We start from the raw sequence: 25,548 nt of genomic DNA, 5'->3' as shown, positions 1-25,548 counted from the left end.
GGCGATGTTCCCGGACACCGACTACCCGGCGCTGCCCTACCCGGGCGCCCGGCCGGACCGCTCGTTCGTGCACGACGACGGCACCGGGTGGCCGCTGCGGCCGGACCGGGCGGCGCTGTCCGGCTGGCGCCTGGCGAGCGGCGAGGACCTGGACGACTGGCTCGCCGCGCGCGGGGCCGCGCCGCTGGCCGGGCGGGTGCCGGTGCTCTGCTACGGCTCGAACGCCTGCCCGTCGAAGCTGACCTGGCTGCGCGGCACGCTCGGGCTCGTCGGACCGGCCGTGCTGGCCCGCGCGCGGTGCACGGGCCTGGCCGCGGTGTGGGCCGCCGGGCTGCGGGTCGTCGACGACCAGCGCCCGGCGACGCTGACGGCGATGCCGGAGGCCACCGAGCCGCACGCGGTGTGGTTCGCCACGCCCGAGCAGGTGCGGGTGCTGGACCGCTGCGAGGGACGCGGCGACCGGTACCGGCTGGTGCGGGTCGTCACCGGCGAGGTCCGGCTGGCCGGCGGGGCGCTGGTGGAACCGCTGGCGTACGTGGCCGCGAGGGCCACCCAGCCCCGGCACAACAGGTACCCGCTGCTGGTGGACGGGCGGCCGGTGCGTTGCGCGGACGTGCCGCAGGCGGCCGCGGCGGCGCTGGTCGGCGAGCCGGCCGCCGGGGACGGGCTCGCGGTGCTGGCGGTCGACGGCGAGCCGGTGCCCGAGGACCACCCCGGGCGGGTGTTCGTCTACGGCACGCTGCGGCCGGACGCGTCGCACTGGCCGATGCTGGCCCCGTACGCGGCGGGCGTGCCCCGGCGGGCGGAGCTGGCGGGGACGCTGTTCGACACCGGGCTGGGCTACCCGGCGCTGCGGCTCGGCGGACCGGGGGTGGCCGGGTGGGTGGTGGAGCTGACCGCGCCGGCCGCCGCACTGTCCATACTGGACACCTACGAGGGCCGGGAGTACCGGCGTACCCGGGTGACGCTGGACGACGACACGGTCGCGTGGGCATATGTCTGGATCGACCCGTTCGACGGAATGTCGCCGCTCACCACCCACTGGGGGACAACCTGACCGGCGCCCGGGCGTCTCTTCTGGTAGGACCAGTAAGCGAAAACGGGAGGTGATCGCGTGGTCCGCCGCATGTGTGTGCTCGCCGGCCTCGTCCTGCTGATGAGTGCCTGCGGGACAGAGGATCAGGCGTCCACAGGAGACGGTCCGACCCGGACGGCCACCGAGACCGTCACGGTCACACCGTCGCCGTCCACCACCACGGCACCCGACGGCGGCACCGAGAGCGCGCCACCGGAGGCGGCCGACACCAAGTGCGTGGCGATGGAACTCGAGGGCGAGATCGCGAACGCGGACGCGGGTGCCGGGAACCGGTACGCGAACCTCGTGGTGACCAACAAGAGCCAGCGGGAATGCACCCTGTACGGCTACGGCGGCCTGGAGTTCGTCGACGCCGACGGCAACGCCAACCCGACCGACCTGGTGCGCACGCCCAACCCCGGGCCAAGCCTGGTCACCCTCGCCCCCGGCGAGTCGGCGGCGAAGAAACTGCACTGGGGCGTGGTGCCCACCGGCGACGAGCCGGCCACCGGCCGTTGCCAGCCCCCGTCGGCCGGGATCCGGGTGATCCCGCCGGACGACACCCAGGCGTTCGTGGTGTCCCACGACTTCGGGTCCGTCTGCGGTGCCGGGCACGTCGAGGGAAGCGCCTACTTCACACCCTGAGCCGGAGCGGGCAGGCTGTGGGCATGAACCCGGACCAGGAGACCGCCGCGCCGCCGGCCGACGAGCCGACGTACCGGTTACCGCCGCCGGCCGGGCGGCTGGGTGAGCAGCCCGAGCCGGTCGACCCGCTCGCCAAGATCACCCTCACCCCGCGCCGGTTCGCCGGCGTGCTGGCGGTCGCCGGGATGCTGCTCGGGCTGGTGCTCGCGCTCGTCCCGGTGCACGTCGCCAGCCTCGACCGCGACCAGGCCGGGTCGGTGAGCTGCGGCAACACCATCGGCGGGGTGGAGACGCCGCTGCTCGCCGACGGCCTCGGCAGTTCGGACCCCGCCGTGCTCGCCACCTACGTCGGCACCTGCCAGGACGCGATCGGCACCCGGCTGCTGTTCTCCTGGCCGCTGTTCTTCGCCGGCATGGTCGGGTTCGGGTGGCTCGGCGTCGTGCGGCGGGAGCCGTCAGCCGGTGAGCTTGCCCGGGTTGAGCACACCTGACGGGTCCAGCTCGCGCTTCACCGCGGCCAGCACGTCCACCCCGAGCTCGCCGATCTCGCCGGGCAGGTACGGCCTGTGGTCGACGCCGACCGCGTGGTGGTGCGTGATCGTCCCAAGTGGACGTTCAGTGCCCGCGATTGCCTGGCAGGCGGCGGCTTTCGCGCGCTTCCACTGGCCGATCGGGTCGTCCGGGTCACGCGGGACGAGCGTGGTGAAGTACAGCGACGCGCCGGTCTCGTAGGCGTGCGAGATGTGGCAGGCGATCACCGGGCGCCGGCCGTCCTCGGTCAGCGCGTCCGCCAGGGCGCCGCGCACCGCGGCCCGCAGGTCGTCCACTGTGGACCAGTAGGTCGCGGTCTCCAGGGTCTCCACGCACACGCCCCGGTCGAGCAGGGCGTCCCGCTGCCTCGGCCCGGCGAACCGGCCGTGCCGCCAGGCCTCCCCCGCCGCGGTGCCGAGGGACACCGGGCGCGAGCCCCGCAGCACGCGCAGCGCCGCCCGCCGGCGCGCGGCGATCTCCGCGGTGGACGCGCCCTCCCAGCCCAGCACCAGCAGGCACGGCTCGGCGACCCCGCGGGCACGCAGGTACCCGCGCACCAGCCTGGTCTTCCAGCCGCCGGACATGGTGAACGCGACCTCGGTCTCCTGCGGGTCCGACAGCCGGGTGACGTCGGCGAGCACCCGGGACTGGGCCAGCGCGCGCACCGCCTCGGCGCCCCTGGTCCAGCCGTCGAGCACGAACCCCTCGTAGCGGTGCACGGCCGGCCGGGCCCGGACCCGCACGGTGACCTCGGTGATCACGCCGAACGCGCCCTCGCTGCCCACGACGAGCTGGCGCAGGTCCGGCCCGGCGGCCGAGGCGGGCGCGACGCCGAGCCGCCACTCGCCGCGCGGGGTGGCGACCCGAACGCCCTCGACCATGTCCTCGAACCGCCCGTAGCCCGCCGACGCCTGGCCGGACGATCGGGTGGCCGCGAACCCCCCGATCGTGGCGCGCTCGAACGACTGAGGGACGTGACCGAGCGTGAATCCGTGCTCGGCCAGCATCCGTTCGGCCTCGGGGGCGACCACGCCGGCCTGCAGCACCGCCAGCCGGGACACCGGGTCGACCGAGACCAGCCGGTCGAGCCGGCACAGGTCGAGCACCACCACGGCCGCGTGCTCCGCCCGCAACGCCGCCACCCCGCCGACCACCGACGTGCCGCCGCCGAACGGCACGAGCCCGACGCCGTGTTCCGCGCACACCGCGACGACCGCCGCCACCTGCTCCGGGTCGGCCGGCAGCACCACCGCGTCCGGCACCGGCAGGTCACCGGTTCCCCTGTGCCGCAACAGGTCCACATAGGACAGCCCGCCCGCGCGGCCGAGCCGGTCCTCCCGGCCGAGCAGCACGTGCTCGGGCCCGACGACCGCCGCCACGGCCGACCGAGCCGCGTCGGGCAGCGCGGACTCGCCCGCCACGAGCGCGGAGTCCGGCGCGGCCGGCGTACTCATTTCGGTAAGGCCGGTTTTCGAATATAGCCAACGTGCGGCATGATCAGGCAGGATGACGTCCTGACCACCATCAGGAGTCCAGCTCCGGCGGACGGTGTGGTCACGCGTTTCGGTCACCGGTATAGTGTTACATATGACGTCCATCCGTCACACGCCGTCACCCAACCGTGTCGCCGACGACGTGCTGCTGGACGCGGCCATGGAGTGCGTCCTGTCCGTCGGCGTCCGGCGGACCACGTTGAGCGACGTGGCCCGCACGGCGTCGGTGAGCCGGATGACGCTCTACCGCCGCTTCCCCGACGTGCGCGGCATGCTGTCCGCGCTGATCACCCGCGAGTTCGGCAAGATCCTCGCCGAGGCCAACCGGGCCGCCGCCCAGGAGCCGACCGCGCGCGGGCAGCTGGTCGTCGCCTCGGTGCACACGATCCGGGCGCTCGCCGACAACCCCCTGATGCACGCCGTGATCGAGCGCGACGCGGAGATGCTGCTGCCGTACATCATGGAGCGGATCGGCACCAGCCAGCGGATGACCGAGGAGTTCGTGCGCGCCCAGCTCGCCGCCGGCCGCCGCGACGGCTCGATCCGCGACGGCGACCCGGCGGTGCAGGCGCGGTCGATCTTCCTGCTGCTCCAGCCCTACGTGTTCGCGATCCGCCCGTCCACCTCCGACCTGCCGCTGGACGCCCTGCTGACCGAGCTCGCGCACGTGCTCGACGTGGTCCTGCGCCCATGAGGACATCCCTCAACGCGGCCCGGCGCGCCGGGGAGCTGGCCGCCCTGGCCGCCGGCGAGGTGGTGGACCTGCTGGTCGTCGGCGGCGGGGTGACCGGTGCCGGGATCGCGCTCGACGCGGCCGCGCGGGGTCTGTCGGTGGCGCTGGTTGAGGCGCACGACCTGGCGTTCGGCACCTCGCGGTGGTCGAGCAAGCTGGTACACGGCGGCCTGCGGTACCTGGCGCACGGCGACGTTCGGCTCGCGCACGAGAGCGCGGTGGAGCGCGGCATCCTGATGACCAGGACGGCCCCGCACCTGTCCCGGCCGCTGCCCCAGCTGCTCCCGCTGCACGAGCAGGTCTCCCGCGGCGGGGCCGCCGTCGTGCGGGCCGGCCTGCACGCCGGGGACGCGCTGCGGCGGGCCGCGCGAACGCCGTCGGCCCTGCTGCCACCGCCGCGGCGGGTGTCCGGGCAGGAGGCGCTCGCGCTGGCTCCCGGACTGCGGCCGGCCGGATTGCGCGGTGGGCTGCTGTCCTTCGACGGGCAGCTCACCGACGACGCGCGGCTGGTGGTCGCGCTGGCCAGGACCGCCGCCGGGTACGGAGCCCGGGTGCTGACCAGGCTGCGGGTCACCGCCGTCGACGGGGACGGGGTCGCGGCCACCGACGGGCTCACCGGCGCGGAGGTCACGCTGCGGGCGCGGAAGGTGGTGAACGCGGCCGGCGTGTGGGCGGGCTCGCTGGTGGACTCGGTGCGGCTGCGCCCGTCGCTCGGCTCGCACGTGGTGGTCGACGGGACCGCGCTCGGCGGTGCCGGCACCGCGCTCACGGTGCCCGTGCCCGGCGAGCGGAACCGGTTCGTCATCGTGCTGCCGCAACGGAACGGGCTCGTCTACATCGGACTGACCGACGAGCTGTTCGACGCCGAGGTACCGGACGAGCCGACCGCCCCGGAGTCCGATGTGGACTTCCTGCTGGCGGTGGCGTCGTCGGTGCTGGAGCGGCCGCTGACCCGGTCGGACGTGCTGGGCAGCTACGCCGGCCTGCGCCCGCTGCTGGACGCGCCGGGCCGCAGCGCCGACCTGTCCCGCAAACACGCCGTGCTCACCGCGCCGAACGGGGTGCTGACGGTCGTCGGCGGCAAGCTCACCACGTACCGGAAGATGGCCCAGGACGCCGTGGACGCCACCGGCCTGACCTCCCGGCCCTCCCCGACCGCCCGACTTCCCTTGGTGGGCGCGGCTTCTCGCCCCGAATTGTCCACTCTGGACGCTCCGGCACGGCTGGTCGCGTCGTACGGAACCGAGGCGCGACTGGTCGCCGAGCACCCCGACCCCGTGGCCGGCGAGATCACCGAGGGCGAGATCCGGTGGGCCGTCCGGCACGAGGGCGCGCTGTCCGCCGACGACGTGCTGCACCGGCGCACCAGGATCGGCCTGGTGCCAACCCGCCTGGAGTCCGCCCGCGCCGCGGTGACCGCCCTGGTCGACGAGGCCCTGCTGGCCGAAAAGCCCTGAAGGTGACCTTCGAGACGTCCAGTGTCTCGAAGGTCACCTTCAGGGCGGTGCCTACTGCGCGGGCTGAGCCTGGGCCGCGCGGAGCCGGTCGGCCACCGCGGTGACCTCGGCCAGCGAGGCGTTGATCTCGAAGTGCATGTCGTCGGCGCGGTTCTGGTAGTCCCCGCCCCAGCGCACGACGCCGTCCACCTCCTCCAGGATGCGGTGGATCTCGTTGACCTGGGTCTCGGTGAAGGTGTCCCGGACGCCGAGCGGGTGCCGGGTCGCGTTCAGGTCGATCGCCGTCGCGCTGGCGTGGTTGGAGACCGCCTCACCACCGCGCACGTTGCGGTAGGCGTAGCCCCAGTCGTCCTCCTCGCCATCCACCGGGTCGTCCAGCGTGACGTCCTCGACCCGGTTGTGCACCTGCTCCGCGACGTACATCAGCACGTCGCCCGCCGGCCCGTCGGCGACGTTCAGCTGGACGTCGGTGCCGGGGATGGTGCGGTTCCCGCGCGGCGGGTTCACCGGCCAGCCGTTCTGCGACACCGGGCCGCCCTGCTGCTGCACGGTCGCCTGCGCCAGCTGGACGCCGCCGCCGGCCATCGGCGGGGCCTCCCACTGGTAGCCGGGGGCGATCGCGTTCATCAGCGTCGGCGCCCGGCCGGTGTCCACCGCGTGCTGGACCGAGCCCATGGCGCCGCTGGTGGTCACCTGGTAGCCCGACAGCGCCTGCGGCTGCTCGCCGCTCGCCTTGCCGCCGATGGTCTCCAGGAGCTGCTTGACGCTCTGCGCGACCTTCATGATCTGCTGCACGACCTTGATGATCTTCTGCAGGCCCTGCACCAGCTTCTGGATCGCCTGCATCAGCTTCTGGCCGGTCTGCACGGCCTTCTGCACCGAGCGGGAGATCCCCAGCGCCACACTGGCCCCGAACGACATCCAGGACTTCGACAGCGCGTCGATGCAGATCTGGATGATCTGCTGCACCGCCTGGCTGATCAGGTCCAGCACCTGCTTGCGGACCGACGCGAGCAGCGAACCGCCCTGCTGCATGGCCTGCGACACGCCGCGGCTGGCCTGGCTCAGCGCCGACAGCCCGTCGGCCTGGTTGTTGCTCGCCGCGCGGTAGCGGTCGGCGGCGGTGCCCTGCCACAGGCTGGTCTGGTCGACCGACGCCTGCCGGTAGCGGTCCGCGGTCTCGTGCAGGTTGCCGCAGGCGCCGTTCCACGACGACGCGGACGAGCTGATCGCACCCGGGTCGCCCTTGAGGATGTCGAACGGCTCGCGCAGGAACGAGACCGCGCCGAGCACCCAGCTGACGCCGGAGGAGGCGATCGCGCCGAGCGGGTCGCCCTCCAGGCCGATGATGTCCATCGCGACCTTGGCGACCCCGACGCCGGCGTCGAGCCAGTCGCCCTCCTCGATCGCGTTCGCGGTGGTGCGGATGTTCTCGAACAGGTCCTGCGCGGAGTTGTCGGTCGTGGTCGTCACCGTCCGTTCACCTCCGTCGTCCGAGCCGGGTTGGGTGCGGTCGTCGGCTCCGGCACCGCCGCGTCGAACAGCGACATGTGCCGCTCGTCGACCGACTGGTAGGAGTCCGCGACCTGGCTCAGGCCCGACTGGACCTGGTCGACGGTCTGGCTAGCGCGGTTGATGTCGTCCCGCAGCTCGGCGGCCGCCTGGGTGATCGCCGAGGCGAAGAACTGGCCGACCTGGCCGAACGCGCCGCCGCTCACCGAGTCCTGCGCGTTCGCCGAGGCCGAGCGGACCATCGTCGCCACGGTGGTGACCGTGGTGGCGTGCGCCCGCACCTCCCCGACGCTGACGTTGAAACCACTGCCCATGGGGATCCCCGATTTCGTCTGGTGGACTTACTTGATCACTTCTGGGGGGTTGTCGAAGTACTCGTCGTCCGGACGCTTGTCGCGGTGCGCCTCGAGGTTGAACACCTCGTCGGTGCCGTCGCCGGCGAAGCCCTCCGGGAGGTGCTCCTTGACCGCCTCCAGCGCGGCGCCCTCGCCGACGAACTTGGTCATCACGTCGACGACCTGCTGTCCGACGTCCCGCTGCGCCTGCCGGGTGGTCTGCAGGATCACCCGCGCCAGGTGCTCGTGGTCGAAGTCGCGTACCCCGGCCCGCAGCACCAGGTCGGTCGTCGCACCGCTCGCGTTGACCCGGACGGTGACCTCACCGTCCTGCGACGTGGCCGAGCCGCCGACGGTCTTCAGCGCCTTCTCGGCCTTCTCCGCCTGCGCCGCGGCGTCCCGCAGCTTCTCGTCGTACTGTGCGAACCACTTCTCCGGGTCGATGCCCTGGTCCATTCCCTCGCCACTCCAATGGTCCGTGGTGGATCATCACGTGCATCCTCGTCGGAACCTACGCGGTCGTCTGCCGCCGAAGGTCGTAGTCTGGCGAAGAATTTTCAAACGTAATCCCGGCCGGCGAGGAGGTCACGTGATCGGGCCCAGGTCGGCGCAGCCGGTCCTCCTGGTCGCGCGCCGGGAGCTCAACGCCCGGTTGCGCACTCGGTCCTTTGTGGTCAGCACGGTCGGGTCGATGGTCGTGCTCGTGGTGTTCGTACTGGCGCACAGCACGGTGTTCGACGACCGGCGGGTCAGCACGGTCGGGCTCAACGGGCAGTCGATCGCGGTCGCCGAGCCGCTCGCCGACGGCGCGGCCGCGCTCGACCTCGAGGTGCGCACCACCGAGGTCACCGACCTGGCCGCGGCCCGCGAACAGGTGGCCGACGGCACCCTGGACGCGCTGGTCAGCGGCGCCCCGGCGGCCCTGCACGTGCTGGTCCGCGGCGACCTCGACCCGGACCTGCACAACGTGCTGAACGGGATCGTGCAGCGCCAGGTGCTGTCCGGGCTGATCGCGTCGGTCGAGGAGCTGGACGCTGGCGAGGTACTGGGCACCATCGCGGACGCCGGCGTCCAGGTGCGCGCGCTCGAACCGGCCGACCCGGGGCACGACCAGCGGCTCTCGGTCGCGCTGGTCGTGGTGGCGCTGCTGTACCTGGCGCTGCTGCTGTACGGGTCGCTGGTGGCCCAGGGCGTGGTGGAGGAGAAGTCCAGCCGGGTGGCGGAGCGGCTGCTGGCCACGATCCGGCCGGGGCAGCTGCTGTCCGGCAAGGTGGTCGGGCTGGGGCTGGTGGGGCTGGTCCAGCTGGCCGCGGTCGGCGGGGTCGGGCTGTTGCTGGCGGCGCTGACCGGGGTGCTCACCATCGCCGGCCCGGCGGCGGGCGCGCTCGCCTGGGGCCTGCTCTGGTACGTGCTCGGCTACCTGCTCTACGCCGTGGTGTTCGCGGCGGTCGGCGCGCTGGTGTCGCGGCAGGAGGACGTGCAGGCGGTGCTGATGCCGGTCACCGCGGCGCTCGTGGTCGCGTTCGTGGTCGGGTTCGCCGTGCTGTCCCTGAACCCCGACGGCACGGCGGCGACGGTGCTGTCCCTGCTGCCGCCGCTGTCCCCGATCCTGGTGCCGGGCCGGATCGCGCTCGCCGCGGTACCGCTGTGGCAGGTCGGCGTCGCGCTCGTGCTCACCGTGGTGTCGATCGTGCTGCTGGCTCGCCTCGCCGGCCCGGTCTACCGCAACGCCGTCCTCCACCCGGGCCCCCGCCTGCGCCTCCGGGACGCCCTGCGGTGAAGGACGGCGTCGGGGCCTAGCGGTCGGCGACCGGGACGTACTCGCGTTCGGTGTGGCCGGTGTAGACCTGGCGGGGGCGGCCGATCTTGGTGGCCGGGTCGTTCATCATCTCGCGCCAGTGCGCGATCCAGCCGGGGAGCCGGCCGAGCGCGAACAGGACGGTGAAGAACTTCGTCGGGAAGCCCATCGCCCGGTAGATCAGTCCGGTGTAGAAGTCGACGTTCGGGTACAGCTTGCGCTCGACGAAGTAGTCGTCGGCGAGCGCGTGCGCCTCCAGCTCCTTGGCGATGTGCAGCAGGCTGTCGTCGCCGCCGAGCCGGCCGAGGATGTCGTCCGCGGTCTTCTTGATGATCGCCGCGCGCGGGTCGTAGTTCTTGTACACGCGGTGGCCGAAGCCCATCAGCTTCACGCCCTCCTCGCGGTTCTTCACCCGGTTGACGAACGATCCGACGTCGCCGCCGGAGTCCCGGATGCCCTCGAGCATGTTCAGCACCGCGCTGTTCGCGCCGCCGTGCAGCGGGCCGAACAGGGCGTTGATGCCGGCCGAGATGCTGGCGAACAGGTTCGCCTCCGAGGAGCCGACGAGCCGAACGGTCGAGGTGGAGCAGTTCTGCTCGTGGTCGGCGTGCAGGATGAACAGCAGGTCGAGCGCGCGGGCCAGGTCGGGGTCGACCTCGTAGGGCTCGGCCGGGAAGCCGAACGTCATCCGCAGGAAGTTCTCCACCAGCCCGAGCGAGTTGTCCGGGTACAGGAACGGCTGGCCGACGGACTTCTTGTAGGCGTACGCGGCGATCGTCGGCAGCTTGGCCAGCAGCCGGATGGTGGAGATCTCCACCTGGTCCTGGTCGAACGGCCACAGGCTGTCCTGGTAGAAGGTGGACAGTGCGGACACCGCGGAGGACAGCACCGGCATCGGGTGCGCGTCGCGCGGGAAGCCGTCGAAGAAGCGCTTGAGGTCCTCGTGCAGCAGGGTGTGCCGGCTGATCTTCGACGCGAACTCGTCGAGCTGGGCCTGGTTCGGCAGCTCGCCGTAGATGAGCAGGTAGCTGACCTCGATGAAGGTGGAGCGCTCGGCCAGCTGCTCGATCGGGTAGCCGCGGTAGCGCAGGATGCCGGCCTCGCCGTCGATGAAGCAGATCTCCGACGAGCACGCGGCGGTGTTCACGAAGCCAGGGTCGAGCGTGACGAGCCCCGTTGTCGACAGCAACTTGCTGACGTTGATCCCGTGCGAACCCTCGCTGGCATGCGTGACGGACATCTCGTGGTCGCCGCCCGGATAACGCAGCGCGACGGATTCCGGCGCGCCATTCTGTGCTCCCGAACTGTCGGCACTGTTGTTGCCAGTACCGGCGGGAACGGTCCTCGCGTCAGGCATGCGTAGTCCCTCTCAACAAACGTGTCTTGTTTCGCCAACGCTAGTGCGCTCGGGGCCGGCCGGACAGTCCGCGAGGTGTGGGCAACCGCACTTTACGGGTGAATTCCCAGCTCAGTCGCGTACGGCGGCTCGGCGCCCGCGCGGGAAACGGTGACCGACGCGGCCCGGGAGGCGAATTCGAGTGCCGCCCGCCAGCCGTCGGCGTCGATCTCCCGTACCCCGGCCGGGCCGGTGATTCCCGCCTCGTTCAACCAGAACAGCAACGCGCCGTGCACGGTGTCCCCCGCGCCGATGGTGTCGACGACCGCGACCGGGACGGTCGGCACCTCGATCCGGTCACCGTCCGCCGTCAGCGCGAGCAGCCCGGCGGCACCCCGGGTCAACACCGCGGCCGCCGGACCCCGGTCCAGCCAGCCCCGCACGGCGGCCTCGGTGGCCATCCCGCCCGCCAGCCACTCGGCGTCCTCAAGGGACAGTTTGAGCAGCCCGACGTCCGGCAGCCAGGAGTCGAACCGCGCGCGGTAGGCGTCCGGGTCGGTGATCATCGCGGCCCGGATGTTCGGGTCGAGGACGACCAGCCCGCCGCGCGCGGAATGCCGGCGCAGCACGGTTTCGTAGGTCGTCGCGCCCGGTTCGAGCACCATCCCGAGGGTGCCGAGTGAGACCGTCGTCACGTCCGCCGGCAACTCACCCGGGTCGGCCACCACCCGGTCGGCGGTCCCCTCGACGTGGAACGAGTAGCGGGCCGACCCGTCCGGCCCGATCCCGGCGACCGCGAGCGTGGTCGGCTCGTCGCCGCGCTGGACCAGGGCCGTGTCCACACCGGACGCGTGCAGCCGGCCGAGGAGCGCGTCCCCGAACGTGTCGGTGGACAGGCGGGAGAGGAAGGCGACCGGCCCGCCGAGCCGGCCGAGCGCGATCGCGGTGTTGTAGGGCCCGCCGCCGGGCAGCGGGAGCAGTGGGCCGAGCTCACCCGGTCTGGCCGAGGATGCCGGTACGAGATCGACCAGGGCCTCGCCACCGACACAGATCACGCGTCACCATCCCGTTCTCGACCACTACCCGACAGTAGGTCGTCATACTAATGGGCGCCCATGGCCAACGCATTGACCTGCGGAGGAATGTGTAATGCCCGCCGAGCGCCTGCTTCCCGACCGGGACGCGGAGGACCTCGTCAAGCTGACCAGGGAGATCGCCAGGGACGAGCTGGCCCCGATCGCCGCCCGGTACGAGGAGGAGGAACGGTTCCCGCGCGAGCAGTTCCGCCTGCTCGGCCGTTCCGGGCTGCTCGGGCTGCCGTACCCCGAGGCCTGGGGCGGGGGTGGATTGTCCTACGAGGTGTACCTCCAGGTCCTGGAGGAGGTCGCGACGGCGTGGATGTCGATGGGCGTCGGCCTGTCGGTGCACGTGATGTCGTGCTTCGCGCTGGCCGAGTACGGCACCGACGAGCAGCGGGCGCGGTGGCTTCCCGACATGCTGGGCGGCGAGCTGCTGGGGGCGTATGCCCTGTCCGAGCCCCAGGCGGGTTCGGACGCGGCGGCCCTGACCACCCGCGCGGTGCTGACGGACTCGACGTACGTGGTGAACGGTGTCAAGGCCTGGATCACCCACGGTGGCCACGCCGACTTCTACACCACGATGGTGCGAACGTCACCCGATGGTGGCCGAGGCGTCAGCTGCCTGCTCGTGGACGCGGCGACCCCCGGTTTGTCCGCGGCGCCGCCGGAGCACAAGATGGGCCTCACCGGCTCCCCCACCACCCAGATGATCTTCGACGACGCGCGGGTGCCGGCCGACCGCCTCCTCGGCGCCGAGGGTGACGGCCTGCGGATCGCCCTGACCGCGCTCAGCTCCGGCCGGCTCGGCATCGCCGCCTGCTCGGTGGGGTTGGCCCAGGCCGCGCTGGACGAGGCGGTGGCGTACGCGAAGGAGCGCTCGCAGTTCGGCCGGCCGATCATCGAGTTCCAGGGCATGGAGTTCCTGCTGGCCGACATGGCCGCGGCCGTCGAGTCGGCGCGCGCGACGTACCTGGAGGCCGCGCGGCGGCGGGACCGGGGCCTGCCGTTCACCCGCCAGGCGTCGATCGCGAAGCTGGTCGCCACCGACGCCGCGATGAAGGTCACCACCGACGCGGTGCAGGTCCTGGGCGGGGCGGGGTACACCCGTGACTTCCCGGTGGAGCGGTACCTGCGGGAGGCCAAGGTGCCGCAGATCTTCGAGGGCACGAACCAGATCCAGCGCATGCTCATCGCGCGGGAACTCCGCAGGTCCTGACCCCGGTCACGGTCCCCGCCGCCCGAGGTGGAAGCGGGGATTCCGCCCCGCGCCACCGAGGTGAACGAGGGCGTTCCCGGCCATCGCCCGGCCCTGGCGCCCCAGGTCACGGTCCCCGTCGCGGCTCGGCGGCGGGGACGCGACCGGTCAACACGTCGTGCACGGTGAACCGGCCGAGTTCGGTGGCGACGGCGTCGGCGACGGCGTGGTCGAGTGCGGTCAGCGCGCTCTGGATGTCGCGGCCGACCGGGCAGGCCGGATCGGGCCCGTGCAGGCCGAGTACCGGGTCGGTGCCCTGGAGCAGCCGCCACACGCGGGCGAGCGTGACGTCCTCGGCGCCGGCCGCCAGCTCCCACCCGCCGTGCGCGCCGGAACGCGACCGCACCAGGCCGGCCTCGCGCAGTGGGGCGAGCACCCGGCGCACGTACACGGGATTGACGTTCGCGCTCTCGGACAGCTCGTCGGAGCTGGCGGCCCGGCCCGCAGCCGCGCCAGCGAGGTAGGTCAGCACGTGCACGGCGACCGCGAACTGGGTGTTGCTCGATCGCGCCATGCGTCCAGGTTGTCATATCGCAACCGCCGTGGCTACGATTGCGCTAGTTCGTAACCACGATGACTACAGTTAGGAGCGGCGATGACCGTCGCCATCACCGGGGCCTCCGGTGCTCTCGGCCGGGCCACTGCCGAGCTCGTGCTGCGGGCCGTCGACCCGCGCGAGGTCGTGCTCACCACCCGCACCCCGGACGCGCTCGCCGATCTCGCCGCCCTCGGCGCCGACGTGCGCCGCGCGGACTTCGGCGATCCGAGCACGCTGCGCACCGCGTTCGCCGGGGTCGAGCGGCTGCTGCTGGTCTCCACCGACGCCGTCGGCGCGCGCCTGGACCAGCAGCGCGCGGCCGTCGCGGCGGCCGCCGGCGCCGGAGTCCGGCATGTCGCCTACACCTCGGTCCCCGAGCCGGTCCCGGCCAACCCCGCACTGGTGGTGCCCGACCACGCCGGCACCGAGCAGGCGCTGCGCGACAGCGGCCTCCGCTGGACCATGCTGCGCAACAACCTGTACGCGCACATGCAGGTGTCCACCATCGAGCAGGCCGCCGCGGCCGGCCGGCTGGTCACCAACGCCGGCTCCGGCGCCGCCGCCTACGTCACCCGCGAGGACTGCGCCGCGGTGGCCGCCGCCGTGCTGACCCAGGACGGGCACGAGAACGTCGCCTACGACGTCACCGGCCCGGCGGCACTGACCGCCGCCGACCTCGCGGCCCTCGCCGGCGCGGAAGGCGTCGATGTCGAACCGGTCGACGACGACACGTTCCGCGCCGGCCTGCTCGGCGCCGGACTCCCGGCGGAGGCCGCGGACGTCGTCACGTCGTTCGGCGCGGCCATCCGCGGCGGGTTCGCCGCGCGGGTCACCTCGACGGTCGCCGACCTGACCGGGCGCGCGCCGACGGCGCTGGGCGACGTGCTGGCGGGTGCCTACTCCCGGTAGAACGGGTTCGCGGTGACGCCGAGGCCGGTGGTCTCGTCGAAGTGGTAGACCTCGCGGCCGTCGACGAACACCCGCACCGCGCGGCTCATCACGTCCAGCGGATCGCCCGACCACAGCACGATGTCGGCGTCCAGGCCCGGCTTCAGCGCGCCCACCCGGTCGTCCAGCCCCATGATCCGGGCCGGGTTCACCGTGATCGACCGCAGCGCCGTGTCCGAGTCGAGGCCCTCCTTGACCGCGAACGTGGCCTGGTGCACCAGATAGTCGATCGGCACCACCGGGTGATCCGTGGTCAGGGCGATCCGCACGCCCGCCCTGGCCAGGATCCCCGGGTTCCGCATCGACCGGCGGCGAACCTCCACCTTGGACCGGCCGATGATCAGCGGTCCGATGATCACCGGGATGTCCTTGTCCGCCAATGTGTCCGCGAGCAGGTGCCCGTCGGTGCCGTGGTTGACGATCAGCCGGTACCCGAACTCATCGGCCAGCCGGATCGCGGTCGCGATGTCGTCGGCGCGGTGGCTGTGCTGGCACCACGGCACCTCGCCGTCGAGCACGCGCACCAGGATCTCGGACGTGTTGTCCCGCTCGAACGGCTTGCCCTCGCGAATCGCCCACTCCCGCGCCTCGCGGTAGTCCTGCGCCTTGGTGAACGCGTCGCGGATCACCGCGGCCACCCCGAGACGGGTCGACGGCAGCTTCTTCTGGTCGCCGTAGATCCGCTTGGGGTTCTCCCCCAGCGCGCTCTTCACACTGGTCGGCTCGCGCACCAGCATGTCCTCGACGGTCCGGCCCCACGACTTGACCGCGACGGTCCGACCGCCGATCGGGTTGCCCGAGCCCGGCTTGACCACGACGGTCGTCACCCCGCCGGACAGCGCGTCGCGGAAGCCCTCGTCGTCGGGGTTGATGCCGTCGAGCGCGCGCAGGCGGGCACCGTTCGGGTCGGTCATCTCGTTGACGTCGATGCCCGCCCAGCCGTCGCCCTCCTCGGCCACGCCGACGTGTCCGTGCGACTCGACCAACCCGGGCAGCACCCACGTGCCCGACGCGTCCACGATCTCCGCGTCGTCCGGAACGTCCACATCGGCCTCGGCGCCGACCGCGACGATCCGCCCGCCGTCGATCAGCACGGTCCCGCCCTCGATCGGGTCCCCGTCGACCGGAACGACATATCCACCAGTGACAGCTGTACTCACGACCACGCAACCTACTACCCGACGAGCGGGCGGATCCCCCACCGGCCGCTCCAGGTCTCCCCCGGCGCTAGCACGATCAGGTCGGTGCCGGAGTTCAGCGCGTCCGGCGGGCAGGTCATCGGCTCGACGGCGACCGCGCGGGCGCCCTTGCCGGGGAACTCGGCCGGGGTGAACACCTGTACCCAGGAGAACACCGGCTCGGCCCACACCTCGACGCCGCGGCCGTCCCGGGTGACCGTGTGGTGCACGAGCCCGTCCTCGCCCGGCTCGCAGCCGCCGAACGCGGTGTCCAGCTCCACCTCGCGCAGCGGGCGGCCGGAGCGGAAGTCCAGGTCGGTCCCCTCGACCGACAGCGGCTTGCCGACCGGCACCATCGTCTCGGCGTCCACCGGCAGCACGGTCGACGCGGCGAGCGTCAGCTCGCAGTCGTCCACGTCGGTGTCACCCGGCCGGGGGTAGGGGTGGGTGCCGACGCCGAACGGCAGTTCCTGGTCGCCCAGGTTGTGCATCGTGTGGGTGACGGTCAGGCCGCGCTCGTCGAGCGCGTAGCCGATCCCCGTGCGGAACGGGAACGGCCAGCCCTGCCGAGGGTCGATCTCCACCTCCAGGGTGACGGCCGACTCCCCGTGCCGGACGACCGTCCACTCCTCGCGCCGCACCAGCCCGTGGATCGCGTTGCCCCTGGCCGGCTCGGTGACCTCCAACTGCTGGGTGACCCCGGCGTGCGACCAGGTGCCGCCGCCGACCCGGTTCGGCCACGGCACGAGCACCGCGCCGGCCCCGAGCGGCGGCGTCTCGTCGGCCCCGTAGGTCTCCGCGTACGGCACGCCCGCCACGGTGAGGGCACGCAGCGCCGCGCCGACCGTCGTGACGACGGCCCGCGCGTCGCCGTGCCCGATCTCCAGTTGCTGTCCGGTAGGTCCCATGCGCAGACCCTATTGGCGCGCCTCAGTCGTTGAGCGCCTGCGGGTCGAACTCGGTGACCCGCTCGCCACGACCGCGCAGGTAGAGCCAGTTGACCACCCACAGCAGCATGCCGAGCGCGATCAGGACCAGCGCGATGTAGTAGTCGCTCGCCGGCCGCCCGGACAGCCACGGGACCGCCAGGTACCCGCACAGGATTCCCGCGGTGATCGGCGCCCAGGTGGGCGCGCGGAAGTGCGGGTGCTCGACGCTCTCCCGGCGCAGCACCAGCACCGAGATGTTGACCACGAGGAACACGCACAGCAGCAGCAGCGCGGTGGTGCCACCGAGCTTGCTCACCCCGTCCTCGCCCGCGGTGGCGACCAGCACGGCGGCGATGGCGCTGGTGACCAGGATCGACACCCACGGCGTGCGGCGGAACGGGTGCACGGTGCCGAACACCTTGGGCAGGATCCGCTCGTTGGCCATGCCGTAGAGCAGGCGGCTGGCCATCAGCATGTTGATCAGCGCCGAGTTGACCACGGCGAACATGCCGATCCACTCGAAGATCCACCGGGGGAAGTCGGGCGCGCCGACGCCGATCACCTCGAGCAGCGCGCCGGACTCGGCGGCGGCCAGGTCGTCGGCGGCGATCAGCAGCGACGAGGTGAGCGCGACCAGCACGTAGATCAGCGCCGCGACCGCCATGCCGGACAGCAGCGCCTTGGGGAACGTGCGGTTCGGGTCCCTGGTCTCCTCGGCCATGTTCACCGAGTCCTCGAACCCGACCATCGCGAAGAACGCGAGCGAGGAGGCGGCGGTGACCGCGAGCAGCCAGTTGGTGTCCGCGGTGTTGATCTCGACGAGTCGGCCGGGTTCGCCCTGCCCGCCGGCGACCGCGTAGATCCCGACGCCGATGATGATCGCGAGCCCGGCGAGCTCGACGCAGGTGAGCACGACGTTGGTCTTCACCGAGTGGGCGACGCCGATGAAGTTGATCCCGGCCAGGAGCAGCACGAACAGCACGGCCACGATCGCGATGACGGTGCCGGAGACCTCGATGTCGAACGCCTCCGGGAGGTAGGTGGCGCCGAACGCGCGCGCCGCCGCGGAGGCGGAGGTGATGCCGGAGCACATCACCGCGAACGCGACGATGAAGGTCAGGAACGGTTTGCGGAACGCGCGGTTGGTGTAGAGGGCGGCGCCGGCCGCGCGCGGGTACTTGCCGACCAGTTCGAGGTAGGCGAACGCGGTGAGGAACGCGACGAGGAACGCGATCAGGAAGGGCAGCCAGAGCGCGCCGCCGACTCTGCCGGCGACACTGCCGGTCAGCGCGTAGATGCCGGTGCCAAGGATGTCACCGATGACGAAGAAGAACAGCAGTCTCGGCCCCATGACCCGCTTGAGCGCCGGCTGGTTCTCCCCGGTCTGAGCTGTGTTCTCGGTCACCATGAACCAGAGCATGCCCGATCATGGTGACGATCACCAGAGTCACCGGCCGGTCACGTTCCGCTCGGCGCCCGGTACTTCCAGAATGCCGGGAGACAGCAGACCGCGACCACCGTCGCCACGATCACCAGGACGCCGCCACCACTGGCCGCGGCGGCGGTGCCCGCCCCCGCGGCCCCCCAGCCGTGCACGATGTCGGCGACCCGGGGCCCACCCGCGACGACGACGGTGAACACGCCCTGCATGCGTCCCCGCATCTCGTCGGTGGCGGCGGTCTGGAGCATGGCGCTGCGGTAGATCATGCTGACCATGTCGGCGGCGCCGCCGAGCACGAGGAAGGCGACCGCGAGCCAGAGCGCGTCCGCGAACCCGAACCCGATGACCGCGAGCCCCCACACGCACACGGCGGCCGTCACGCCGACCCCGTGCCGCCGGATGCGTCCCAGCCACCCGGAGACGAGCCCGAACAGCAGCGCCCCGATCGGAATGGCCGCGTACAGCCAGCCCAGCGCGAGCCCGCCGCCCGGCGGATCGCCGAAGGTCCGCTCCGCCATCTCCGGGAACAGCGCGCGCGGCATCCCCGCGACCATCGCGATGATGTCGAGGAGGAAGGACGCGAGCAGCACGTGCTTCGCCGCGAGATACCGGAACCCGTCGACGATGTCCCTGATCCCGGCCCGCCGCCGAACCCCGTCCAGCGGTGCCAGCGCCGGCAACGGAACGATCATCAGGGTGGCGCCGACCAGCGCGACCGCGTCGATCGCGTAGAGCACCGGCAACCCCGCCAGCGGCATCAGCGCCCCCGCCGCGAGCGGCCCGAACACCATCCCGAACGAGCCGACCGTCGAGGCCAGCGCGGTGGCCGCCGGAAGCAGCTCGATCGGCACCAGCCGCGCGACCGCGGCGGTCCGCGTAGGGATGTTCACCGCGACGAACGCCTGCTGCACCGCGAGCAGCACCAGGACGAGCCAGACGTTCCGCATCCCGAGCGCCGCCTGCCCCCAGAACAGCACCGAGGTGACCGCGATCCCGGCGTTGCTGACGATCATCACGGTCCGCCGGTCCACGGCGTCCGCGATGGCGCCACCCCAGAGCCCGAAGACGAGCAGCGGAACGAGCCCGAAGGCCCCGGTGAGCCCGACGTACCCGGAGGACCCGGTGATGTCGAAGACCTGCTTCGGCACCGCGACGGTGGTCAGCTGACTGCCGACGGCGGTGATCGCGGTGGACACCCAGAGCCGCCGGAAGGCCGGAATCCGCAACGGCCGAGTGTCGATCGCGATCCGACGTACCCGACTACCAGCGGCCTTCCCCACGAGGCCAAGAGCTTAGCCCAGCTAACGACTGACCCGACCGTGAACCCGATCACCCCGGGTGACCGAGCTCACGACCGGGCCGGTTGTGGACGACTCGGCGGTTACGGGCCGAGGCGCTCGACCTTCCAGCCGTCGCGGGTGAGCTTGAACTGGAGGCGGTCGTGCATGCGGTCGCGGCGGCCCTGCCAGAACTCGACGACCTCCGGGCGGATCCGCCAGCCGCCCCAGTGCGGGGGTACCGGGACCTCCTCCACGTCGGCGAACTGGCGTTGCACGTTCGCCAGCGCGGACTCCAGCGCGTTCCGGCCGCTCACCACGATCGACTGCGGGGACGCCCACGCGCCGAGCTGCGAACCCCTGGGCCGGCTCGCCCAGTAGGTCGCCGTCTCCGCGTAGCTCACCTTCTCCACGGTGCCGCGCACGGTCGCCTGGCGGTGCAGCGCGTACCACGGGAACGTCGCCGACGCGAAGCGCGTGGCCATCAGGTCGTGGCTCTTCGCGGACGTGTAGTTGGTGAAGAACACGACGCCGCGCTCGTCGAGGCCCTTGGCGAGCACCGTGCGGGACGCCGGGATGCCGTCGGCGTTCGCGGTCGCGAGCACCATCGCGTTCGGCTCCGGGGCGGCGGCGCGGATGGCGTCGTCGAGCCACTGTTGGAGCTGGTCGTGCCAGGTGTCGGCGAGTTCCACCTCGCTCAGCGTGCCCACCTCGTAGGAGACCCGCATCTTGGGCAGGTCCACCGTGACGTCGCTGGTCGCGATCCTCGCCTCCGCCATGCCCGATCTCCTCGTCGTGTAGGGGGGACCACCGAAAGCACGAAGGCCTCCCGCCGGTTGCCGGAAAGCCCGTACACCACGACGTTACGGGGATTTCGCGCGCGCGGAAACCACACGACGGGTGATGGCCCCCACCCGAATCGATGCGGAAGCGTTGTGCAGCCGCCGCTTTACGCCGGACGGGTGATGGCCGCGATGAACACCTCGCGGATCTCCGTCGCGACGGCACCCGCGGGCAGCGGCGGGTCGTGCGCCTGCCACTCGCGCAGGATCCCGGTCATCGCGCCGACGAGCGCGATCGCGGTGAGGTGGTAGTCGCGCTTCGGCGCGAGGCCGGCCGCCGCCGCGCGGTCGCACTCGGCCTCGATGAAGTCGGTGTACCGGGTGAACCAGTCCCGGTGCTGGCGCTCCATCGCCTGGCTGATCCCCGGCGCCTCGACGTAGTTCAGCCTCGGGTACCGAGGGTCGGAGGTCACCGCCGCCACGAACGCGTCGAGCAGCGTGGTGATCCTGGTCAGCGCGTCGGCGTCGGCGAGCGACTCGAGCACCGGCAGCATTCGCTTCATCGCCACCGTGTTGATGTGCGCGTGCAATTCGAGCAGCAACGCCTCCTTGCTCGCGAACTTCTCGTAGAAGTTGCGCGTCGACACGCCGGCACGCGCGCACAGGTCCGCGATCTTCGTCTTGTGATATCCCCGCGTGGTGAACTCGTCCAGGGCTGCCTCGAGCAGCCGCTCCCGCCGCTCGGCACGCCGCTGCTCGGTGTCCACGCCCCGGTACATGCGGCTGTGCGGGCCCTGCCCCATAGGACCTTCTCCCTCAGCTCTCACGGCTGGGAATCCAACTTTCTGAAAATTTCAATTTTCACAACAATGGAATCCATGCGGAGGTCGTCGACGATGCGAATCTTCCCACGGTCGTTCGGTCGCGTGTCGGTTGGTTTGCTGATCCTGGTCACGACGTTGTTCACCGTGCCGGGTCAGGCCACCGCCGTCCCGGTGGGAGTTCCCGCACCATTGGGGGACCCGTTTTACACCCACCCGATCGAGCAGTCGTCGGGGGTCCCCGGAAACGTCATTCGGCACCGCGCGGTAAAAGTCTTCGCCGACCCGCTCGCTCTGTTCCCGATGCCGGTGGACGCCTGGCAGCTCATTTATCGCTCGACGTCCGCGACGGGCGCGCCGAACGCCGTCTCCGGAACCCTGCTGGTGCCGAGAACACCGTGGTCGGGCGGTCCCCGGCCGCTGGTCGGCTACGCGGTCGGCACCCACGGCCTCGGCGACGAGTGCGCGCCGTCGTATCGGCTGCGCACCGGCACGGAGAACGAGATCGCGCTGATCGGCCGGGCGCTGCTGGCCGGCTGGGCCGTCGTGCTGACCGACTACGAGGGCCTCGGGACACCGGGCCGGCACACCTACGCGGTCGGCCGGTCCGAGGGCCATGCCGTGCTCGACGCCGTCCGCGCCGCGGCCCGGATCCCCGGCGCGGGCGTGTCCCCGACGGCGCCGGTGGGGTTGTTCGGCTACTCGCAGGGCGGGCAGGCGACGGCGTTCGCCGCCGAACTTGCGCCGTCGTACGCGCCGGAGCTGAACATCGTCGGCGTGGCCACCGGCGGCGTCCCGGCGGACCTGGCGGAGGTGGCGAGGTTCAACGACGGCAACGCCGGCTTCTCGCTCGTGCTCGCCGCCGCGGCCGGCCACGACGCGGCGTACGCGGACGTCCCGTTCGAGGAGATCCTCGACGAGCGTGGCCGGGCGGCGGTGTCGCGGGTCCGGGAGGCGTGCACGGTCGAGCTGGCAACGATCGCCCCGTTCGGCCGCATCGCCGACTTCGTCACGGTGCCGGACCCGCTGCCCGACCCGCGCTGGGTGGCGCGGCTGGCGGAGAACAGCGCCGGCACCCGCGTCCCGGCGGCGCCGGTGTACCTGTACCACGGCACGCTGGACGAGGTGGTCCCGTTCGCGGTGGGCGAGGAGCTGCGGTCGGCGTGGTGCGCGCGGGGCGCCGAGGTCCGCTGGCAGCCGATCCCGCTGGCGGAGCACATCCTCGGCGTCAGTGTCGGCGGCCCCGCCGCCCTGACCTGGCTCGGCGACCGCTTCGCCGACCGCCCGACCACCTCGAACTGCTGAGGCGCTCCGAATAGTCCGACCACACCGGAAGCCATAGAATCGAGCACGTGACCGCACAGCCGCGGCCCGATCACCTTCTCTCTCCCTCGAGGAGTGGGACGCCTTACCAGAGGACACCTCGCGGCATTTCGAACTAGCTGAGGGAGTCCTCATCGTGGCCCCGCGGCCGGCCCCGAAACACCAGATCGCCGTGGCGAACCTCGCGGTGGCGCTCAACCGTCAGCTGCCGCCCACGCTCGCGGCGCTGCCCGAGGTCGAGGTCGTCATCCAGGCCGGGTTCCCGCCCACTGTCCGGGCACCCGACGTGGCGATCACAAGCGCGAACCGCTATCGGGAGAATCCGCCCAGGGTCGATGCCGGCGATGTGCTCGTCGCCGTCGACGTTCTGTCGCCGGGCAGCCGGCGGATCGACCGGATGGTCAAACCGGGCGAGTACGCGGAGCTGGGCATCCCCCACTACTGGACGATCGACCTGGAGGAACCGGCGACCCGCACCGCCCACACGCTGGTCGACGGGGCCTACGAGCCCGTCGTCGAGTCCACCGGAATCGTGAAGCTGGTCGAGCCGGCCACTGTCACCGTCGACGTCAGCCGGCTGGCCGAGCTGAAGTATTGGGACTGAGCCCGGCCGCAAACGCTTGCGCGGAGACCTGTAACCCCAGGTTTCTGAATCGTTCTCCTGAATCGTGACCGAAACCACCGGTCCGGGCAATTGCCTCGGGGCACCGGACAGGAGGAAGGTGGCCTAACCGCGCGGTGCGCCCCGATGCGGGTCGAGTGTGCGCGCCGCACGTTGGGGAATTTCGGGGAACGGCGGAGAGGCTGAGACGATGCACGGCGCGGTGCGGCAGGTCGACGAGAACGCGACGACGTCGGTGGCGGACGCCGACGACGGCTACCGGCCCGGGCTGGAGGGCGTGGTCGCCTTCCGTACCGAGATCGCCGAGCCCGACCGGAACGGCGGGGCGCTGCGGTACCGGGGTGTGAACATCGAGGACCTCGCCGGCAAGGTCACCTTCGGCGACGTGTGGGCGCTGCTGGTGGACGGCCGGTTCGGCAAGGGCCTGCCGCCCGCGGAGCCGTTCCCGATTCCCGTGCACACCGGTGACGTGCGGGTCGACGTGCAGGCGGCACTGGCGATGCTGGCGCCGATCTGGGGTTACCAGCCGCTGCTGGACGTGTCCGACGTCGAGGCGCGCGAGCAGCTGGCGCGGGCGTCGGTGATGGCGTTGTCGTATGTCGCCCAGTCCGCGCGCGGCATCGGCCGGCCCGCGGTGCCGCAGCGGCGGATCGACGAGTGCGCCACGATCACCGAGCGCTTCATGACCCGCTGGCACGGCGAGCCGAACCCGGCCCACGTGAAGGCGATCGACGCGTACTGGGTGTCGGCCGCGGAGCACGGTCTGAACGCGTCGACGTTCACCGCCCGGGTGATCGCCTCGACCGGCGCGGACGTCGCCGCGTCCCTGTCCGGCGCGATCGGTGCCATGTCGGGCCCGCTGCACGGCGGTGCGCCGGCGAGGGTGCTGCCGATGATCGCCGAGGTGGAGAACGTCGGCGACGCGCGGAAGGTCGTCGCCGGCATCCTCGACCGCGGCGAGCGACTGATGGGCTTCGGGCACCGGGTGTACCGGGCCGAGGACCCGCGGGCCCGCGTGCTGCGGCGCACGTGCCAGGAACTGGGCGCGGAGCGGTACGAGGTGGCCGCGGAGCTCGAGCAGGCCGCGCTCACCGAGCTGAGGGAACGCCGCCCGGACCGCGCGATCGAGACCAACGTGGAGTTCTGGGCGGCCGTGATCCTGGACTTCGCGGAGGTGCCAACGCACATGATGCCGGCGATGTTCACGTGTGCGCGGACGGCCGGGTGGTGCGCGCACATCCTGGAGCAGAAGCGCACGGGTCGGTTGGTACGCCCGTCGGCGCGGTACGTCGGCCCGGAGCCGAGGGATCCCCGTGAGGTCGAGGGCTGGGACACCGTCCACCAGGGCTGAGTTGTCCACAACCCGCCCGGTTGTCCACATGTTGATCTAGGTACCTCGTCCCGTGACCCAGAGCCGATAGACTGGCAAGGCGGGACGCCCCCGGGATCGGGTGGGGGTTGTCTTCGTGCGTGTGCGCGCGAGGATGGGGGCGGCTTGGGCGGTTGTCGGGTCCGGGGGCACGGGTGTCCGTCGAACGGTTGACAGCGGGGTTCAGTCCTGTGGGCGTCCCGGCGAGCGGCGTCGTGGCGACACGATTCGGGGTATGACCGCCATACAGGTTCGGGGACTGCGCAAGTCCTACCACGACGTACCCGCCGTGGACGGTGTCGACCTGGACATCCGGGCCGGGGAAGTGTTCGCCCTCCTCGGTCCGAACGGAGCCGGCAAGACCACCACCGTCGAGATCCTCGAGGGCCACCGCTCCCGCGACGCCGGTGACGTCTCCGTGCTCGGCAGCGATCCCGGCACCGCCAACCGTGCCTGGCGCGGCCGGATCGGGATCGTCCTGCAGACCGCCAACGACGCCGCCGAGTTGACCGTCCGGGAGAGCGTCCGGCACTACGCCGGCTACTACGCCGACCCCGCCCCCGTCGACGACGTCATCGAGCAGGTCGGGCTCACCGCCAAGGCAGGCGCGCGGGTCAAGAGCCTCTCCGGCGGCCAGCGCAGGCGCCTCGACGTCGCGCTCGGGATCATCGGCCGCCCCGAGCTCGTCTTTCTCGACGAGCCGACCACCGGCTTCGACCCCGAAGCCCGACGACAGTTCTGGGAGCTGATCCGCAACCTCGCCCGCACCGGCACCACGATCCTGCTCACCACCCACTACCTCGACGAGGCCGAGGCCCTCGCCAACCGGGTCGCGGTGATCGCCGGCGGGCGCATCGTCGCCGAGGGGACGCCGGCCACGCTGGGTGGCCGGTCCACCGCCAAGGCGACCGTCTCCTGGATGACGGCCGACGGTCCTCGGTCGACGCTCACCGACACCCCGACGGCCCTGATCGCCGAGCTCTCCCGGGACGGCGAGCTCGCCGAGCTGACCGTGACCAGACCCAGCCTGGAGGACGCCTACCTCGAACTGATCGGAGAGCCGGCGTGACC

Annotated in this window: 24 protein-coding genes and 1 pseudogene; 12 read left to right on the top strand and 13 right to left on the bottom strand. The window is 72.0% G+C overall.

The window, feature by feature from the left end:
* Positions 1-4 precede the first annotated feature (4 nt).
* Genes JT362_RS06485 through JT362_RS06475 form a run of 3 tightly spaced genes read left to right on the top strand, consistent with a single transcriptional unit; the run spans position 5 to position 2,211 of the window.
* Complete coding sequence (locus JT362_RS06485; protein ID WP_260190094.1) at positions 5-1,057, top strand: gamma-glutamylcyclotransferase; 1,053 nt, start codon at positions 5-7, stop codon at positions 1,055-1,057.
* Between the two features lie 57 nt (positions 1,058-1,114).
* Complete coding sequence (locus JT362_RS06480; RefSeq protein ID WP_260190093.1) at positions 1,115-1,720, top strand: DUF4232 domain-containing protein; 606 nt, start codon at positions 1,115-1,117, stop codon at positions 1,718-1,720.
* Between the two features lie 23 nt (positions 1,721-1,743).
* A complete protein-coding gene (locus JT362_RS06475) occupies positions 1,744-2,211 on the top strand; it encodes a hypothetical protein (protein WP_260190092.1) in 468 nt (155 codons plus the stop codon).
* On the opposite strand, the gene JT362_RS06470 is transcribed toward JT362_RS06475, so the two are convergent.
* Entirely contained in the window at positions 2,176-3,822 is a 1,647-nt protein-coding gene (locus JT362_RS06470) for an FAD-binding oxidoreductase (RefSeq protein ID WP_260190091.1), read from the bottom strand. The two genes, JT362_RS06475 and JT362_RS06470, sit on opposite strands and share 36 nt — an antisense overlap.
* Before the next feature lie 16 nt (positions 3,823-3,838).
* Here JT362_RS06470 and JT362_RS06465 point away from each other — a divergent pair, with 16 nt between their 5' ends.
* Entirely contained in the window at positions 3,839-4,438 is a 600-nt protein-coding gene (locus JT362_RS06465) for a TetR/AcrR family transcriptional regulator (protein WP_260190090.1), read from the top strand.
* Positions 4,435-5,934, top strand: a complete 1,500-nt coding sequence (locus JT362_RS06460) for a glycerol-3-phosphate dehydrogenase/oxidase (RefSeq protein WP_260190089.1) — start codon at positions 4,435-4,437, stop codon at positions 5,932-5,934. Before JT362_RS06465 ends, JT362_RS06460 begins: the two co-directional genes overlap by 4 nt.
* A 51-nt stretch (positions 5,935-5,985) precedes the next feature.
* Here the strand turns inward: JT362_RS06460 and JT362_RS06455 are convergent, their stop codons facing one another.
* The 3 genes from JT362_RS06455 to JT362_RS06445 are packed head-to-tail and all read right to left on the bottom strand — an operon-like array spanning position 5,986 to position 8,237.
* A complete protein-coding gene (locus JT362_RS06455; RefSeq protein WP_260190088.1) occupies positions 5,986-7,407 on the bottom strand; it encodes a M15 family metallopeptidase in 1,422 nt (473 codons plus the stop codon).
* Complete coding sequence (locus tag JT362_RS06450) at positions 7,404-7,760, bottom strand: type VII secretion target (protein ID WP_260190087.1); 357 nt, start codon at positions 7,758-7,760, stop codon at positions 7,404-7,406. The genes JT362_RS06455 and JT362_RS06450 overlap by 4 nt, the downstream gene beginning before the upstream one ends.
* A 27-nt stretch (positions 7,761-7,787) precedes the next feature.
* Complete coding sequence (locus JT362_RS06445) at positions 7,788-8,237, bottom strand: YbaB/EbfC family nucleoid-associated protein (RefSeq protein ID WP_260190086.1); 450 nt, start codon at positions 8,235-8,237, stop codon at positions 7,788-7,790.
* 133 nt (positions 8,238-8,370) lie between these two features.
* On the opposite strand from JT362_RS06445, the gene JT362_RS06440 reads away from it, so the two are divergent.
* Positions 8,371-9,561, top strand: a complete 1,191-nt coding sequence (locus JT362_RS06440; protein WP_260190085.1) for an ABC transporter permease — start codon at positions 8,371-8,373, stop codon at positions 9,559-9,561.
* 16 nt (positions 9,562-9,577) lie between these two features.
* On the opposite strand, the gene JT362_RS06435 is transcribed toward JT362_RS06440, so the two are convergent.
* Together JT362_RS06435 and JT362_RS06430 are read right to left on the bottom strand one after the other, a co-directional pair.
* Positions 9,578-10,936 carry a citrate synthase gene (locus tag JT362_RS06435; protein ID WP_260190084.1) on the bottom strand — a complete coding sequence of 453 codons (1,359 nt, stop codon included), beginning with the start codon at positions 10,934-10,936 and terminating at the stop codon, positions 9,578-9,580.
* Between the two features lie 92 nt (positions 10,937-11,028).
* On the bottom strand, positions 11,029-11,970 hold the full coding sequence (locus JT362_RS06430) for a carbohydrate kinase family protein (protein WP_260190083.1): 942 nt from the start codon (positions 11,968-11,970) through the stop codon (positions 11,029-11,031).
* 94 nt (positions 11,971-12,064) lie between these two features.
* On the opposite strand from JT362_RS06430, the gene JT362_RS06425 reads away from it, so the two are divergent.
* Entirely contained in the window at positions 12,065-13,210 is a 1,146-nt protein-coding gene (locus JT362_RS06425) for an acyl-CoA dehydrogenase family protein (RefSeq protein ID WP_260190082.1), read from the top strand.
* 106 nt (positions 13,211-13,316) lie between these two features.
* On the opposite strand, the gene JT362_RS06420 is transcribed toward JT362_RS06425, so the two are convergent.
* The gene (locus tag JT362_RS06420) at positions 13,317-13,763 is read right to left on the bottom strand and encodes an Rrf2 family transcriptional regulator (RefSeq protein ID WP_260190081.1); all 447 of its coding nucleotides are present in this window, start codon (positions 13,761-13,763) and stop codon (positions 13,317-13,319) included.
* An 81-nt stretch (positions 13,764-13,844) separates the two neighbouring features.
* On the opposite strand from JT362_RS06420, the gene JT362_RS06415 reads away from it, so the two are divergent.
* Positions 13,845-14,696 (top strand): NAD(P)H-binding protein, encoded by an 852-nt coding sequence (locus tag JT362_RS06415; protein WP_260190080.1) that lies wholly within the window; start codon positions 13,845-13,847, stop codon positions 14,694-14,696.
* On the opposite strand, the gene JT362_RS06410 is transcribed toward JT362_RS06415, so the two are convergent.
* From JT362_RS06410 to JT362_RS06385, 6 genes are all read right to left on the bottom strand, one after another.
* Complete coding sequence (locus JT362_RS06410; protein ID WP_260190079.1) at positions 14,684-15,895, bottom strand: amidohydrolase; 1,212 nt, start codon at positions 15,893-15,895, stop codon at positions 14,684-14,686. The two genes, JT362_RS06415 and JT362_RS06410, sit on opposite strands and share 13 nt — an antisense overlap.
* A 14-nt stretch (positions 15,896-15,909) precedes the next feature.
* Complete coding sequence (locus tag JT362_RS06405; RefSeq protein WP_260190078.1) at positions 15,910-16,821, bottom strand: aldose 1-epimerase family protein; 912 nt, start codon at positions 16,819-16,821, stop codon at positions 15,910-15,912.
* Between the two features lie 22 nt (positions 16,822-16,843).
* Positions 16,844-18,262: an APC family permease gene (locus tag JT362_RS06400; protein WP_260190077.1), complete on the bottom strand. Its 1,419-nt coding sequence runs from the start codon at positions 18,260-18,262 to the stop codon at positions 16,844-16,846.
* A gap of 38 nt (positions 18,263-18,300) precedes the next feature.
* A complete protein-coding gene (locus JT362_RS06395; protein ID WP_375546450.1) occupies positions 18,301-19,509 on the bottom strand; it encodes an MFS transporter in 1,209 nt (402 codons plus the stop codon).
* Positions 19,510-19,664: 155 nt separating this feature from the next.
* Complete coding sequence (gene pdxH / locus JT362_RS06390; protein WP_260190076.1) at positions 19,665-20,339, bottom strand: pyridoxamine 5'-phosphate oxidase; 675 nt, start codon at positions 20,337-20,339, stop codon at positions 19,665-19,667.
* Positions 20,340-20,509: 170 nt separating this feature from the next.
* Positions 20,510-21,145 (bottom strand): TetR/AcrR family transcriptional regulator, encoded by a 636-nt coding sequence (locus tag JT362_RS06385; RefSeq protein ID WP_260190075.1) that lies wholly within the window; start codon positions 21,143-21,145, stop codon positions 20,510-20,512.
* A gap of 93 nt (positions 21,146-21,238) precedes the next feature.
* On the opposite strand from JT362_RS06385, the gene JT362_RS06380 reads away from it, so the two are divergent.
* The 4 genes and pseudogenes from JT362_RS06380 (at position 21,239) to JT362_RS06365 (ending at position 25,546) form a co-directional block, all read left to right on the top strand.
* Positions 21,239-22,468, top strand: coding sequence for a lipase family protein (locus JT362_RS06380; protein WP_260190074.1), 1,230 nt, complete (start codon positions 21,239-21,241; stop codon positions 22,466-22,468).
* A 100-nt stretch (positions 22,469-22,568) separates the two neighbouring features.
* Positions 22,569-23,090: pseudogene (locus tag JT362_RS06375) on the top strand (Uma2 family endonuclease); the annotation flags it as partial.
* A gap of 208 nt (positions 23,091-23,298) precedes the next feature.
* On the top strand, positions 23,299-24,459 hold the full coding sequence (locus JT362_RS06370; protein WP_260190073.1) for a citrate synthase 2: 1,161 nt from the start codon (positions 23,299-23,301) through the stop codon (positions 24,457-24,459).
* A 253-nt stretch (positions 24,460-24,712) separates the two neighbouring features.
* Positions 24,713-25,546 carry an ABC transporter ATP-binding protein gene (locus JT362_RS06365; RefSeq protein WP_260190072.1) on the top strand — a complete coding sequence of 278 codons (834 nt, stop codon included), beginning with the start codon at positions 24,713-24,715 and terminating at the stop codon, positions 25,544-25,546.
* Positions 25,547-25,548: the final 2 nt, after the last annotated feature.

Origin of the sequence: Actinophytocola gossypii (genome assembly GCF_025165815.1) — a bacterium.
GTDB classification, from domain to species: Bacteria; Actinomycetota; Actinomycetes; order Mycobacteriales; family Pseudonocardiaceae; genus Actinophytocola; species Actinophytocola gossypii.
The sequence above is the reverse complement of the archived record's forward strand: the minus strand, read 5'-3'. Positions and strand labels throughout refer to the sequence as shown.

Coding starts and splice junctions, on each gene's coding strand:
- JT362_RS06485 (WP_260190094.1), top strand. CDS start 5: ATGTTCCCGGACACCGACTACCCGGCGCTGCCCTACCCGGGCGCCCGG.
- JT362_RS06475 (WP_260190092.1), top strand. CDS start 1,744: ATGAACCCGGACCAGGAGACCGCCGCGCCGCCGGCCGACGAGCCGACG.
- JT362_RS06465 (WP_260190090.1), top strand. CDS start 3,839: ATGACGTCCATCCGTCACACGCCGTCACCCAACCGTGTCGCCGACGAC.
- JT362_RS06460 (WP_260190089.1), top strand. CDS start 4,435: ATGAGGACATCCCTCAACGCGGCCCGGCGCGCCGGGGAGCTGGCCGCC.
- JT362_RS06450 (WP_260190087.1), bottom strand. CDS start 7,760: ATGGGCAGTGGTTTCAACGTCAGCGTCGGGGAGGTGCGGGCGCACGCC.
- JT362_RS06445 (WP_260190086.1), bottom strand. CDS start 8,237: ATGGACCAGGGCATCGACCCGGAGAAGTGGTTCGCACAGTACGACGAG.
- JT362_RS06435 (WP_260190084.1), bottom strand. CDS start 10,936: ATGCCTGACGCGAGGACCGTTCCCGCCGGTACTGGCAACAACAGTGCC.
- JT362_RS06425 (WP_260190082.1), top strand. CDS start 12,065: ATGCCCGCCGAGCGCCTGCTTCCCGACCGGGACGCGGAGGACCTCGTC.
- JT362_RS06420 (WP_260190081.1), bottom strand. CDS start 13,763: ATGGCGCGATCGAGCAACACCCAGTTCGCGGTCGCCGTGCACGTGCTG.
- JT362_RS06415 (WP_260190080.1), top strand. CDS start 13,845: ATGACCGTCGCCATCACCGGGGCCTCCGGTGCTCTCGGCCGGGCCACT.
- JT362_RS06405 (WP_260190078.1), bottom strand. CDS start 16,821: ATGGGACCTACCGGACAGCAACTGGAGATCGGGCACGGCGACGCGCGG.
- JT362_RS06400 (WP_260190077.1), bottom strand. CDS start 18,262: ATGCTCTGGTTCATGGTGACCGAGAACACAGCTCAGACCGGGGAGAAC.
- pdxH (WP_260190076.1), bottom strand. CDS start 20,339: ATGGCGGAGGCGAGGATCGCGACCAGCGACGTCACGGTGGACCTGCCC.
- JT362_RS06385 (WP_260190075.1), bottom strand. CDS start 21,145: ATGGGGCAGGGCCCGCACAGCCGCATGTACCGGGGCGTGGACACCGAG.
- JT362_RS06380 (WP_260190074.1), top strand. CDS start 21,239: ATGCGAATCTTCCCACGGTCGTTCGGTCGCGTGTCGGTTGGTTTGCTG.
- JT362_RS06370 (WP_260190073.1), top strand. CDS start 23,299: ATGCACGGCGCGGTGCGGCAGGTCGACGAGAACGCGACGACGTCGGTG.
- JT362_RS06365 (WP_260190072.1), top strand. CDS start 24,713: ATGACCGCCATACAGGTTCGGGGACTGCGCAAGTCCTACCACGACGTA.